The sequence below is a fragment of the Pseudomonas sp. GW821-FHT10C09 genome (assembly GCF_059415465.1).
This window is the reverse complement of sequence record NZ_JBWKNG010000011.1, coordinates 143,740-157,128: the sequence shown is the minus strand read 5'-3', so window position 1 is coordinate 157,128 and position 13,389 is coordinate 143,740. Positions and strand designations below refer to the sequence as shown.

Here is a 13,389-nt window from a genome sequence, read left to right as displayed (position 1 = left end):
AAAGGACGCCCATGTCGCTTTTTAAAATTGCCTCCGTGGCCGCAATCGCCCTGACGCTGGGCGCCTGCCAGAGTCTGTTTCAGCCCAACTACCGGGCGCCGCTGGAAACCACCCGCGACGCTACCGAAACCCTGAAACCGGGCTGCACCACTCCCGATTGCCCGCTGGTGAACATCGATACACTGCGCTTCCCTGCCGAACCGCAGCTTGACGGCATCGTCGAAAAACGCCTGCTGCAAATGACCCGCACCACACCGGACGCCCCGGTGGCACCGACACTGACGGCCTATCGCGATGAGTTTTTGCGCACCGCCGGTCCGCGCTACAGCAGTTACTTGCAAGCCAAGGTACGTGAGCAGCATGACGGCTTGGTGATCGTTGAATTTTCCAGCTATCTGGACACCGGCGGCGCCCATGGCACCCCGGGTCGCAGCTTTATCAACTATTCACGCCAGCAGCACAAAGTGCTGACGCTGTCGGACATGTTGGTTCCGGGTCAGGAAGAGGCGTTCTGGAAAGCCGCACAAGTCGCGCACAACAGCTGGCTGATCAGCACCAAGCTCGATCAGGAACCGGAGTTCGTGAAGAGCTGGCCGTTCCAGAAAACCCAGAACGTGGCGCTGACCTACGGCGGGGTGATCCTCAAGTACGAAACCAGCACCATCGCGCCTTACGCGCTGGGCCATGTCGAACTGAAGATCCCCTACCCACGCCTGAATGGCATCATCAAGCCCGAGCTGTTTCCCGGCCGTAACTGAAGGCCCGGCCCAGCACCAGCTGCAGCAGCCCTGCCAGAATCAACGACGGCAGGGTTGCGCCGATGTCCGGATACAGATTGGCCAGCAAGTGATAGGTGCTCACCCCGCCCAGCCAGGCGAGCAATGCCGGCCAGTGCAACGCGGCTGACGCCACTTGAGCCGAACGCTTGCGCAGGATGAAGTGATCCACCAGCACCACGCCGAACAGCGGCGCAAACACCGAACCGATCAACAGCAGGAAGTTCTGGTACTGGGCCAATGGCGCCAGGCACGCGATCAGTGTGCAAATCACGCCGATGGCCAAGGCCAGATGCTCGACCTTCAGACGCAACAGAATCCCGCTGGAGACAGCCGCCGAGTGAATGTCGGCGAAGGCGTTTTCCGACTCATCCAACAGGATCAGCAGCAACGGAATGCCAAGACCCGCACCGGCCAGCGCCAGCAACAAGGCATTCACTTCACCGCTCGGCGCGAACGCCAGGGTGTAGGCCACGCCCAGGCTCATCAGCCAGAAATTACCGATAAAGAAGCCCAGCGCGGTGCCGCCGAAGACGTTTTTCGCACGCTTGCCGAAACGCGAGTAGTCGGCAATCAGCGGCAGCCACGACAGCGGCATCGCGATAGCAATGTCGAAGCCCACGGCGAACGGCATCGAACCATCACCGGCCTGCGCCCACAAAGCGCCCAGATCGGCTTTGGCGAACAGGTTCCAGGTCAGCCAGATGCACGCCGCCAGCAACAGCCAGATTCCCCACTTGCGCAGGATCTGTCGCACGAATGTCAGAGGACCGCTGACGGCCAGCAAGGTCGCCAAACCACCGAAGAAAACTGTCCAGAGCAGCGGATTCGACAGCAGGCTGCCTTCGCTGAATGCACGCGCGCCGAGCAGGCTGGCGGCGTCGCGCATGACAATGATTTCGAACGAGCCCCAACCGATCAGTTGCAGCAGGTTCAGCACGGCCGGCAGGCTCGCGCCACGTTTGCCGAGGCTGAGTTTGAGCGCGGCCATCGACGACAGGCCGGTGTCGCTGCCGATCACGCCGACGGCGGCCAGCAGCAAAACGCCGACCAGGGTACCGAGGAAGATTGCCAGCAGCGAGCCGGACAGGCCCAGGCCCGGCGCGAGCAAGGCGCCGGTCTGCAGCACCATCAGGCCGATGCCGAGGGAAAACCACAGGGAAAACAGATCACGGCCGCCGAAGACGCGTTTGTCGGTTGGCACGGCGATGTCGGGGGAATACGTACTCGGTTGAATGCTCAAGGGTGTTATCTCAGAGGGACATTTGTTGTTCTTTTGATCCTATTCGCGAGCAGGCTCGCTCCCACACTGGATCTGTGGCACTCGCAAATCCCTGTGGGAGCGAGCCTGCTCGCGAAGGCGGCGGTGCGAACACCGCCGACTTCAGGTCAGATCAAACCTTCTTGTACAGCTGACTGCCTTCCTGCTTGAACCGTTCAGCCTGTTCCGCCAATCCCTGGGCGACCTCGGCATCCACGGTTTCGATCCGCTGGTTGGCCGCGTATTCACGGACTTCCTGGGTGATTTTCATCGAGCAGAATTTCGGCCCGCACATGGAGCAGAAGTGCGCGACCTTGGCCGAATCCTTCGGCAGGGTTTCATCGTGATACGAACGGGCGGTGTCCGGATCCAGGCCGAGGTTGAACTGGTCTTCCCAACGGAATTCGAACCGCGCCTTGCTCAAGGCATTGTCGCGAATCTGTGCGCCCGGATGCCCCTTCGCCAGATCGGCGGCATGCGCGGCGATCTTGTAGGTGATGATCCCGGTCTTCACGTCATCCTTGTTCGGCAGGCCCAAGTGTTCCTTCGGCGTCACGTAGCACAGCATCGCGCAACCGAACCAGCCGATCATCGCCGCACCGATCCCGGAGGTGATGTGATCGTAACCCGGCGCGATGTCGGTGGTCAGCGGGCCGAGGGTGTAGAACGGCGCCTCGTCACAGCATTCCAGCTGCTTGTCCATGTTCTCTTTGATCAACTGCATCGGCACGTGGCCCGGGCCTTCGATCATGCACTGCACGTCGTGCTTCCAGGCGATCTTGGTCAGCTCGCCGAGGGTTTCCAGCTCGCCGAATTGTGCAGCGTCGTTGGCGTCGGCAATCGAACCCGGACGCAGGCCATCGCCCAGCGAGAAGCTGACGTCATAGGCCTTCATGATTTCGCAGATGTCTTCGAAATGGGTGTAGAGGAAGTTTTCCTTGTGGTGCGCCAGGCACCACTTGGCCATGATCGAACCGCCACGGGAAACGATCCCGGTCACGCGCTTGGCGGTCAGCGGCACGTAGCGCAGCAGCACGCCGGCGTGGATGGTGAAGTAGTCGACGCCCTGCTCGGCCTGCTCGATCAGCGTGTCGCGGAACAGCTCCCAGGTCAGGTCTTCGGCGGCGCCGCCGACTTTTTCCAGGGCCTGATAAATCGGCACGGTGCCGATCGGCACTGGCGAGTTACGGATGATCCACTCGCGGGTTTCGTGAATGTGTTTGCCGGTGGACAAGTCCATGACCGTGTCCGAACCCCAGCGAATGCCCCAGGTCAGTTTCGCCACTTCTTCTTCAATGGACGAACCCAGTGCGCTGTTGCCGATGTTGCCGTTGATCTTCACCAGGAAGTTACGGCCGATGATCATCGGTTCCAGTTCGGTGTGGTTGATGTTGGCCGGAATGATCGCGCGACCACGGGCGATCTCGTCACGGACGAATTCAGGGGTGATGATTTTCGGCACGCTGGCGCCGAAGCTGTGGCCGGCGTGTTGCTGGTCCAGCAGGCCGGCGGCGCGGGCCACTTCCAGCTTCATGTTTTCGCGGATGGCGACGTATTCCATCTCGGCGGTGATGATGCCTTGGCGGGCATAGTGCATCTGGCTGACGTTGGCCCCGGCCTTGGCGCGGCGCGGGTTGTTGACGTGGGCGAAGCGCAGCTTGGTCAGCTCGGCATCGGCGAGGCGTTCCTGGCCGAAGTTGGAGCTCAGGCCCGGCAGGCGTTCAGTATCGCCACGGGATTCGATCCACGCGGAACGCACATCGGCCAGGCCTTTGCGCACATCAATGATGACGTTGGGGTCGGTGTACGGGCCCGAGGTGTCGTACACCACCACCGGCGCATTGATCTCGCCGCCGAAGTCGGTCGGCGTTACATCCAGGCTGATTTCGCGCATGGGCACGAGGATGTCGGGGCGCGAGCCCTGGACATAGATTTTTTGCGAGCGGGTAAACGGTTGAACCGACTGTTGATCGACTTGGGCCGAATCACTCAGGTTCATCGTATTTTTTGGTTTTATCGTCATCACGGGCTCTCCAGACAGCATCCAGGCAGTGGAATTTTGTCGGAGCGAACCTGTAACGAATGGACGCGACCAATCAGCCATAACAACGCTGTTGGTGCTGTGCTCAGTGCTCGAGGGGTGTTCGATTGTCGAACAACATCCCGGACGAAGCACAAGAGGACTCGCCGGGTGACGAGAAATCTTGTTCCCTACGCAGGCGCTAACCTGATCAGGTTCAACGGGATCCGAAATTATTCGATCTCAGCCTCATAGCAAGGCACCCCGACAAGAACCCGGCCAGTCTAGACACAACTGACAAAGAACGCCAACACCGAACAAAACACCTTGATGAATGGCAGATACAGGATTGTTGCCGCCCGATTGCACAACTACACTCGCTACGCCAAGCCATGCGTTGACGTGGTACGTGCCGCGCCTTAGCCTTGGCGCTCAAATTACTTGTGTAATATTAATTCTAGGGATCGCCTATGCTGCGCAAACTTTCACTGGCCCTTGCCGTGTCTTGTGCGTCTTATGGAACGGGCTGGGCAGCAGAAGCGCCCTTATCGACCAAGAACGACCTGGTCAGCGTTTACCAGGAGGCAAAGGCCAACAACGCCGACCTCGCTGCGGCCATCGCGCAATATGGCGCGCAGAAAGAAGTCGTGCCTCAGGCTCGCGCCGGCCTGCTGCCCAATCTGTCGGGTGGTGCCGAAGTCGCCAGCGTGCGCACCGCGATCGACCAGCCTTCGGCGACGGCCAATCGCAGTGCAAATTCGTATCAGGCCACCCTGGCGCAGCCGCTGTTCCGTGCTGATCGCTGGTTCCAGTTCCAGGCCGCCAAGGAAGTCAACGAACAGGCCGCCCTGCAACTCTCGGCTACTGAGCAAAACCTGATCCTGCAATCCGCTGAAAGCTACTTCAACGTGCTGCGCACCCAGGACAACCTGGCGTCGACCAAGGCTGAAGAGGCCGCGTTCAAACGCCAGCTCGACCAGTCCAACGAGCGTTTCGACGTGGGCCTGTCGGACAAGACCGACGTGCTGAACTCACAAGCCAGCTACGACACCGCACGCGCCAACCGCATCGTTGCGCAGCGTCAGGTGGACGACGCGTTTGAGGCGCTGATCACCCTGACCAACCGTCAATACAATTCGATCTGGGGCGTCAGCCATCAATTGCCGATCCTGGCTCCGACACCGAACGATGCCAAAGCCTGGGTCGATACGGCGGCTCGGCAAAACCTGAATTTGCTGGCCAGCAACTACGCCGTCAGTGCCGCCGAAGAAACCCTCAAGCAGCGCAAATCGGGACATCTGCCGACGCTCGATGCCGTGGCGAAATACGAAAAAGGTGACAACGACGCGTTGGGGTTCAGCAACCCGAGCGCCTTTGGTCAATCGTACAGTGGCAACGTCGAGCAAACGACGGTCGGCCTGCAACTGAACATCCCGATCTACAGCGGCGGCTTGACCACCTCGCAGGTGCGTCAATCGTATGCGCAGCTGGACCAGACCGAGCAGCAACGCGAATCCCTGCGTCGGCAAATCGTCGAAAACACCCGCGACCTGCATCGCGCGGTGAACACTGACGTTGAGCAGGTACAGGCGCGCAAGCAGTCGATCATCTCCAACCAGAGTGCGGTCGAAGCGACGGAAATCGGTTATCAGGTGGGGACACGCAACATCGTTGACGTGCTGGACGCGCAGCGCTCGCTGTACACCTCGGTACGCGACTACAACAACACCCGCTACGACTACATCCTCGACAACCTGAAATTGAAACAACAGGCCGGTACGTTGAACCCGGGAGACCTGGAAGACTTGAAGCGCTACCTCAAGGCTGACTACAACCCCGACAAGGACTTCTTGCCACCTGATTTGGCCAAGGCGGCGGAACAGCAACTCAAGTCAAGACCACCGACCCAGTGATGCTTGCGGCGAGGGGGCATGCCCCCTCGCGACACTTTAGCGGCCGATCAAGCGCCCCAGCCCATCCAGCAAGCGCTGCAACGCGCCCTGATTGCTGCGCATCACTTTCAGCCCCGCCTCAGCCATCCGCTGCGCATCGCGCGGCAACTCGAACAGCCGCTGCACCGCCAGCGCCAGGCCTTCGGCATCCTCCACTTCCTGCAACGCTCCGGCACTGCGCAACTGCGCGGCGATTTCGAGGAAGTTGAACAGGTGCGGCCCGCTGAGTACCGGCTTGGCCAACGCGGCTGGCTCCAGCAGGTTATGCCCGCCGTTCGGCACCAGGCTGCCCCCCACGAACGCGGTATCTGCCAAGGCGTAGAGAAACAGCAACTCGCCCATGGTGTCGCCCACCAGCACCGACGTGGCTGAGGTCACCGGCTCGCCTGTGGAACGCCGCAGCGTGGCGAAACCCTGTTGCTGACACAGCTCGAACACCGTGTTGAAACGCTCCGGATGGCGTGGCACCAGAATCAGCAACGCATCGGGATGATTGGCCAGTAACTGACGATGGGCCGCGAGGACCACTTCGTCTTCGCCTTCATGGGTACTGGCGGCGATCCAGACCGGCCGCTCAAGCGTCTGCCATTGCGTGCGCAGTTCGACGGCGCGCTGCAGCAATTGCGGGGCGATGGTCAGGTCGAACTTGATCGAGCCGGTGACTTCTACAGTCTCAGGACGCGCACCCAAGTCACGAAAACGCTGGGCTTCAGCCTCGGTCTGTACCGCGAACAGGCTCATCTCGGCGAGCATCGGCTGGGTCAGTTTGCGAAAGCGGCCATAACCCTTGGCCGAGCGTTCGGACAGTCGCGCATTGGCCAGTGCCACGGGAATCCCGCGCTTGGCGCATTGGTGAATGTGGTTGGGCCAGAGTTCGGTTTCCATGATCACCGCCAGCGTTGGCCGGACCCGGTCAAGGAAACGCGCGGCGGCGCAGGGCAAATCGTAAGGCAGGTAGCAGTGCTGGATGCGCGGTTCGTTGGCGAACAACGCCTGGATGCGCTCGGACCCAGTCGGGGTCATGCAGGTCACGGTAATCGGCAGCTGTGGATAACGTTGCAGCAAGGCGCGAATCATCGGCGCCGCCGCAATGCTTTCGCCCACCGACACTGCGTGTACCCAGATACCGCCCGGCTTCATCACCGGCAGGCCGAAGGAAAAACGCTCGCCAATGCGTTTGGCATACGCAGGCGCCTTTCGCGCCCGCAGCCACAGCCGAATCGCTACCAGTGGCAGCCCCAGGTAAAACAGCGCGGTATAGAGAGTTCTATTCATGGCGGCGGAGTTTATCGGCTTTTCTCGCCGATCGCCTGCAAGTGCACGGCAAAACGTTCGGCCAGCCAACGAGCCGCCGGGCCGAGCGGCTCATCGCGACGCCACACCAACTCCACCACCAGCGCCGGCGGGGTCCATTCGCTGTCCAGTTCGACCATCAGGCCCTGGTACGCCGGGTATTGCACCACGTGCCGGGGCAGCCAGGCCCAACCGAGGCCGCGCACCAGCCATTCGGCCATCACGTAGAAACTGTCGGCCCGCCAGACTTGCGGGCTGGCCGGCTCACTGCCGGGGTAGACGCTGGACTGCGTCGACATCAGCAACTGCCGATGCTGCGCCAGCGCCTGGCAATCAACCTGAGCCTGTTTCGCCAGCGGATGGCCGACGCCGCACACCGTGAGCATTTCGACACTGCCCACCACTCGCCGCTCAAGGGCTTCGGGGATCTGGTCGTGATAAAACAGCAACCCCAGATCGGCCCGGCGCTCCACCAGTTTGCGCGCGACATCACCTTGAGCAGCGCTGGTCAGTTGCACTTCCAGGCTGGGAAATTTTTCCGCCAGGGCTTCGAAGCTTTCAATGATCGGCTGATAGGGCATGGCTTCATCTTGGGCCACGCGCAAACGCGCTTCCTGGCCGCGCATCATGGCCAACGCGCGGCCATTGAGGCGCTCGCACTGGCGCAACACTTCACGAGCCTCTTCCAGCAAGGCATTGCCGGCCTCGGTAAGTTTCGGCTGACGGCCGCTGCTGCGATCGAACAGGCTCACGCCCAGATCTTCTTCCAGCAGCGCAATCGAACTGCTGACCGCTGACTGCGCCTTGCGCTGATCGCGCGCCACCGCAGAAAACGAGCGCTGCTCCGCTACGCTGACAAACAACCGCAGTTGCTCAAGATTCCATTGCATAGGCCAACCCATCTCTCTGGCAGATAGGTAATGACTTTACCGCATCTGAAGAGTCTCTAAAATGCCGACCTCAGAAAGCAACACTTCACACGAGGATGCACCCATGACCGCTTACTACTACCTGGCCATCGCCATCTGCGCCGAAGTGATCGCGACTGTTTCGATGAAAGCCGTCAAAGGTTTCAGCACGCCGCTGCCGTTGGTTCTGGTGATCGTCGGTTACGGCATTGCCTTCTGGATGCTGACCCTGGTGGTGCGCAGCGTTCCGGTCGGCGTCGCTTACGCAGTGTGGGCCGGCATGGGCATCGTGATGGTCAGCGTCGCGGCGCTGTTTATCTATGGGCAGAAACTGGATGTACCGGCGATGCTGGGGATGGCGTTGATCGTCCTGGGCGTCGTTGTCATCCAACTGTTCTCCAAAACCGCCGGGCACTAAAGCCTGAACACAATCCACTGTGGGAGTGAGCCTGCTCGCGAAGGGGCCGTGTCAGTCGACATCAGTATTGCCAGACACACCGCATTCGCGAGCAGGCTCGCTCCCACAAGTTTTTGCATCTCTCCTGTTGATCACCAGCAAATCCCCTTTTCTTCGAGTCTGTATACTGCGCCCTCGTCTTGAACACTGAGGTCGCCGCATGCCATCCGTTATTTCCACCGACGTTCTGATTGTCGGCGCTGGTGTCGCCGGCCTCTGGCTGAATGCGCGCCTGCGCCGCCAGGGTTTTTCGACCGTGCTGGTGGAAAGCGCCAGCCTCGGCGGCGGGCAGAGCGTGAAGTCCCAGGGCATCATCCACGGCGGCGCCAAGTACGCGTTGCATGGTGCCCTGACCGGGGCGTCGGAGGCGATTGCCGACATGCCGCGCCGCTGGCGTGAAGCGCTGGCGGGCGATGGCGAACTGGACCTGTCCGGCGTGCGCCTGTTGTCCGAAGCTCACTATCTCTGGTCCCCCGGCACGCTCGCCGGCAACCTCACCAGCTTCTTCGCCAGCAAGGCCGTGCGCGGGCGTGTCGATCAGGTCAAGGGCGAGCAACTGCCGCCGGCCCTGCAAGACAAACGCTTCAAGGGCAAGGTCTATCGCCTGGCCGAATTGGTGGTCGACGTGCCAAGTCTGATCCAGCGCCTGGCCGATCTGGCCGGTGATGGCCTGCTCGCCGGGCAGAAGATCGAGCCGCTGCTGGAAGGCAATGTGCTGGTCGGCCTGAAGGTCGATGAGCGCGAGATTCGTGCCCAGCGCATCGTCCTCAGCGCCGGTGCCGGTACGGCAGCATTGCTCGAAGCACTGGGCTTGAGTCAGCCCGCCATGCAGCGTCGGCCGTTGCACATGATCATCGCCAAGGGCCCGGGCCTCAAACCGCTGTACGCCCATTGCCTGGGTGGCGGCACCAAACCGCGCCTGACCGTGACTACTCACCCGGCGGCCGACGGTCAGTGGGTCTGGTACATGGGGGGCGACATTGCCGAGGCCGAAGGCGTTGCCCGCGAACCTGCCGAGCAAATCGCCACGGCGCAGCACGAGCTCGGGCAGTTGCTGCCATGGATCGACCTGAGCACCGCGCAATGGGCCACCTTGCGCGTGGACCGCGCCGAGCCGCTGCAATCGGGGCTCACCCGTCCCGACAACGCCTTCCTCGCCGAGCAAGGTCGCCTGCTGGTGGGCTGGCCGACCAAACTGGCGCTGGCGCCAGACTTCGCCGACCGGGTCATCGCCAGCCTGACGCGTGACGGCATCCAGCCAAGCCATCCGGCGCCCCTGCCAACATTGCCGAAACCGCCAATGGGCGTGCCAGCCTGGGAGCAACTGCTGCCATGAGCCAACCGACCCTGCACGATCTGCATCGCCCGCTGGGCAGCACCGGCCTGCTGGTTTCGCCGCTGGGCCTGGGCACGGTCAAACTCGGCCGTGACCAGGGCGTGAAGTATCCCAATGGCTTCCAGATTCCTGACGACGACGATGCACGCCGGCTGCTCAAACTTGCCCGCGACATGGGCATCAACCTGATCGACACCGCCCCGGCCTACGGCCGCAGCGAAGAACGCCTTGGCCCGTTATTGCGCGGCCAGCGTGAGGACTGGGTGATTGTCAGCAAGGTCGGTGAAGAATTTTCCAACGGCCAGTCGAGCCATGATTTCAGTGCCGTCCACACCCGACTGTCAGTGGAGCGCAGCTTGCAACGTCTGGAAACGGATTTTATCGACCTGGTGCTGGTGCACTCCGACGGCAACGATCTGGCGATCCTCAATGACAGCGAGGTCTACGCGACCCTCGCCGCGCTCAAGGCCGAAGGCAAGATTCGCGGCTTCGGTTTTTCCGGGAAAACCGTCGAGGGTGGCTTGAAGGCTCTGGAGCAAGGTGATTGCGCCATGGTCACCTACAATCTGAACGAGCAGAACGAGAAGCCCGTCATTGACTATGCTGCTGCTCACGGCAAAGCCATTCTGGTCAAAAAAGCCCTCGCCAGCGGTCATGTGTGCCTGAGTCCAGGCGTGGACCCAGTGCGCGCCAGCTTCGAGTTGTTGTTTGAACATCCCGGTGTGGCCAGTGCTATTGTCGGGACCATTAATCCGCTGCACCTCGCCCACAACGTTGCGACCGTTGCCCAGGTCCTCCGTAGAAACTGATGCCGCCCACGCGGCCTTAAGCAGGAGCCGACATGCCGCGTACGCTCATTAGAAAGAACCCGAGCAACTTCAAGACCCTGCCGTTGTACGTCGAAGCGACTCCCGAAGGCTTGAGCTATCAGAGCGTCGGGATGCCGCTCAATTTCTCCCAGACCCTGCAACGTCGCCGTCCCGTGACGGTGGCCAGTACCGAGCGGTTTGCGCTGGAACTGGCCAACCTCGGGGTCTCGGTGCGCCTGACCCTGCATTGGCAGAATCGCGATTACTGGGTGCTGGTGCGTCAGCGTCGGCAAGACCGTGGCGACGTGGTGCTCAAGCTGATCTCCGGCTACGTGCCGGCCCATGAGCTGAACCTGCCGCTGCACACGGCGATCCAGGAGATTGCCGAAGAGTGCCTGCTGGAAACCCCGGAAGGCTGGCTCGGCGGGCGTTTTAATGACACGTGGTTGCCGGCGCCTTATGCCAGCGCCCTGCACTACCGCGAGGCGCTGCCGTTTCGCTTGACGCCGTTGTCCGGTTCGGCGCGGCCGGTGCGGTGCGCCAACCTGCAGCTGATCGAACGGCCGCGGGCTTACGTGCATTTACCCACCGCTTCGTTGCAGTTGATCTATGACTTGCGCCTCGACGTGCCCAAGGAAGCCAAATCCCTGAGCCTGTTTCATGTCGATGAGCGGCTGGAAGGCGATCAACTGGTCGCCCGCCTCGACCGCAAGCGCCCGGACTTGTACCTGATGCCCTTGCAGGACGGCCAGCCGATGGCCGAGCTGTACACCTTGAAGAAGGATCAGCTCTACCCGGCGAGCACTCGCGGGTTGTTCCTGGCGGAGAGCTTTGCCCAACAGGAAGGCTGGGTGGTGCGTGATGAGCGGATTCGCTGGAAGGATTGGGTGCGCCAGCAGGGGCTGAGCCCGCCGGGGAAAGATTCGGGTCTGGCGCGGTTACGCGGGAAGGCGAAGCAATTGCTGAAGAAAATCGTGCCGCGCAAGGCGGCACGATAGAAGCAACACCACTGGATCCTGTGACTAGGGGTTTTAACTGTGGTGAGGGGGCTTGCTCCCTCGCCACAACAAGCCCTCGCCACAATCAGTTATTACGGATTTTTTCGACAATCGCCGTGGTCGAGCTGTTCGCTACCAGCCCCAGCACTTTCACCGTCCCGCCATAAGCCGTCACGATGTCTGCACCGACCACTTGGTCGATCCCGTAATCACCCCCCTTCACCAACACGTCCGGCTTGACCTCGCGCAGCAGGTTTTCCGGGGTGCCTTCAGGGAAGCTGATCACCCAATCCACCGCGCCCAGACCGGCCAGTACCGCCATGCGACGGTCGACGCTGTTGATCGGACGACCCGGCCCTTTCAGGCGGCTGACCGAAGCATCGTCATTGACCGCAACGATCAAACGATCGCCCTGGGCCCGTGCCTGCTCGAGGTAGGTCACGTGGCCGGCATGCAGAATGTCGAAGCAACCATTGGTGAAGACTATCTTCTCTTTGTGCGCGCGCGCATCGGCGACGGCCAGCAAGAGCTGCTCAAGGCCCAACACACCGCGCTCGGAACCTTCTTCACGCTGGATGGCGCGACGCAGTTCCGGGGCGCTGATGGCTGCCGTACCGAGTTTGCCAACCACGATGCCGGCCGCGAGGTTGGCCAAGGCCACCGCATGCGGCAATTCTTCGCCAGCGGCAATCGCCGCTGCCAGGGTAGAAATCACTGTGTCGCCGGCACCGGTCACGTCGAACACTTCACGGGCACGGGCCGGCAGGTGCAGCGCCGGATGATCCGGGCGCAGCAAGGTCATGCCGTGTTCGCCACGGGTCACCAGCAAGGCGCCGAGGTCAAGGTCGTGCATCAGTTGCGCGCCTTTGCTCACCAGCTCGTGCTCATCGGCGCAACCACCGACGATGGTTTCGAACTCGCTGAGGTTCGGGGTGATCAGGCTGGCGCCACGGTAGATCGAGAAATCCTTGCCCTTGGGATCCGCCAGCACCGGAATGCCACGGGCACGGGCGGCCTGGATCAGCACCTGATGGTTTTTCAGGGCGCCTTTGCCGTAGTCGGACAGCACCAGCACCTTGATGCCTTCGAGCAATTCATCGACTTGCTCGCCAAGCGCCAACGCGTCGGTGGCGAAGGGTTCTTCGAAGTCGATACGCAGCAATTGCTGGTGACGACTCATGACCCGCAGTTTGACGATGGTCGGCTGGTGCGCAATGCGCTGGAATATCGCCCGGACGCCTGCGCCCTGGAGGCTATTGGCCAGGCTGTCGGCCGCTTCGTCGTCGCCGGTCACGCCGACCAGCGAGGCCGGAGCACCGAGCGCGGCAATGTTCAACGCAACGTTGGCGGCACCGCCCGGGCGGTCCTCGATTTGCTCGACCTTGACCACCGGCACCGGCGCCTCAGGGGAAATCCGTGAGGTACCACCATGCCAGTAACGGTCGAGCATGACATCGCCGACCACCAAGACAGGGGCTTGATCGAATCGCGGCATGGACAACTTCATGGAGCAACCCACATACAAAATGAACAGGGGCGCGATATTACCACAGGGTTGGCGCTGGCTTGCGCGACGGCT

Annotated in this window: 11 protein-coding genes and 1 riboswitch; of the genes, 6 read left to right on the top strand and 5 right to left on the bottom strand. The window is 61.7% G+C overall.

All coding sequences use genetic code 11. From position 1 onward, the window contains the following. Nucleotides 1-11 precede the first annotated feature (11 nt). Nucleotides 12-758, top strand: coding sequence for an RsiV family protein (locus tag AC07N8_RS13615; protein ID WP_059181735.1), 747 nt, complete (start codon nucleotides 12-14; stop codon nucleotides 756-758). Here AC07N8_RS13615 and cytX read toward each other — a convergent pair. Then, nucleotides 727-2,019, bottom strand: a complete 1,293-nt coding sequence (gene cytX, locus AC07N8_RS13610; protein WP_493144033.1) for a putative hydroxymethylpyrimidine transporter CytX — start codon at nucleotides 2,017-2,019, stop codon at nucleotides 727-729. The two genes, AC07N8_RS13615 and cytX, sit on opposite strands and share 32 nt — an antisense overlap. Before the next feature lie 151 nt (nucleotides 2,020-2,170). Next, nucleotides 2,171-4,060: a phosphomethylpyrimidine synthase ThiC gene (gene thiC / locus AC07N8_RS13605; RefSeq protein ID WP_007946989.1), complete on the bottom strand. Its 1,890-nt coding sequence runs from the start codon at nucleotides 4,058-4,060 to the stop codon at nucleotides 2,171-2,173. A gap of 168 nt (nucleotides 4,061-4,228) precedes the next feature. Beyond that, nucleotides 4,229-4,334, bottom strand: a riboswitch (TPP riboswitch). Between the two features lie 193 nt (nucleotides 4,335-4,527). On the opposite strand from thiC, the gene AC07N8_RS13600 reads away from it, so the two are divergent. Further along, a complete protein-coding gene (locus tag AC07N8_RS13600) occupies nucleotides 4,528-5,970 on the top strand; it encodes a TolC family outer membrane protein (protein ID WP_493144031.1) in 1,443 nt (480 codons plus the stop codon). Between the two features lie 36 nt (nucleotides 5,971-6,006). Here the strand turns inward: AC07N8_RS13600 and waaA are convergent, their stop codons facing one another. Then, nucleotides 6,007-7,284 (bottom strand): lipid IV(A) 3-deoxy-D-manno-octulosonic acid transferase, encoded by a 1,278-nt coding sequence (waaA, locus tag AC07N8_RS13595; RefSeq protein WP_483841073.1) that lies wholly within the window; start codon nucleotides 7,282-7,284, stop codon nucleotides 6,007-6,009. Between the two features lie 11 nt (nucleotides 7,285-7,295). Continuing rightward, nucleotides 7,296-8,192, bottom strand: coding sequence for a LysR family transcriptional regulator (locus AC07N8_RS13590; protein ID WP_493144029.1), 897 nt, complete (start codon nucleotides 8,190-8,192; stop codon nucleotides 7,296-7,298). A 103-nt stretch (nucleotides 8,193-8,295) separates the two neighbouring features. On the opposite strand from AC07N8_RS13590, the gene AC07N8_RS13585 reads away from it, so the two are divergent. From AC07N8_RS13585 to AC07N8_RS13570, 4 genes are all read left to right on the top strand, one after another. Beyond that, on the top strand, nucleotides 8,296-8,628 hold the full coding sequence (locus AC07N8_RS13585) for a DMT family transporter (protein WP_015093202.1): 333 nt from the start codon (nucleotides 8,296-8,298) through the stop codon (nucleotides 8,626-8,628). 199 nt (nucleotides 8,629-8,827) lie between these two features. Then, a complete protein-coding gene (locus AC07N8_RS13580) occupies nucleotides 8,828-10,003 on the top strand; it encodes an NAD(P)/FAD-dependent oxidoreductase (RefSeq protein ID WP_493144027.1) in 1,176 nt (391 codons plus the stop codon). Next, nucleotides 10,000-10,812, top strand: coding sequence for an aldo/keto reductase (locus tag AC07N8_RS13575; RefSeq protein WP_493144026.1), 813 nt, complete (start codon nucleotides 10,000-10,002; stop codon nucleotides 10,810-10,812). Before AC07N8_RS13580 ends, AC07N8_RS13575 begins: the two co-directional genes overlap by 4 nt. A 32-nt stretch (nucleotides 10,813-10,844) precedes the next feature. Further along, the gene (locus tag AC07N8_RS13570; protein ID WP_310266789.1) at nucleotides 10,845-11,810 is read left to right on the top strand and encodes a metal ABC transporter ATPase; all 966 of its coding nucleotides are present in this window, start codon (nucleotides 10,845-10,847) and stop codon (nucleotides 11,808-11,810) included. 85 nt (nucleotides 11,811-11,895) lie between these two features. Here the strand turns inward: AC07N8_RS13570 and hldE are convergent, their stop codons facing one another. Continuing rightward, nucleotides 11,896-13,317, bottom strand: a complete 1,422-nt coding sequence (gene hldE / locus AC07N8_RS13565) for a bifunctional D-glycero-beta-D-manno-heptose-7-phosphate kinase/D-glycero-beta-D-manno-heptose 1-phosphate adenylyltransferase HldE (RefSeq protein ID WP_483841069.1) — start codon at nucleotides 13,315-13,317, stop codon at nucleotides 11,896-11,898. Nucleotides 13,318-13,389 lie beyond the last annotated feature (72 nt).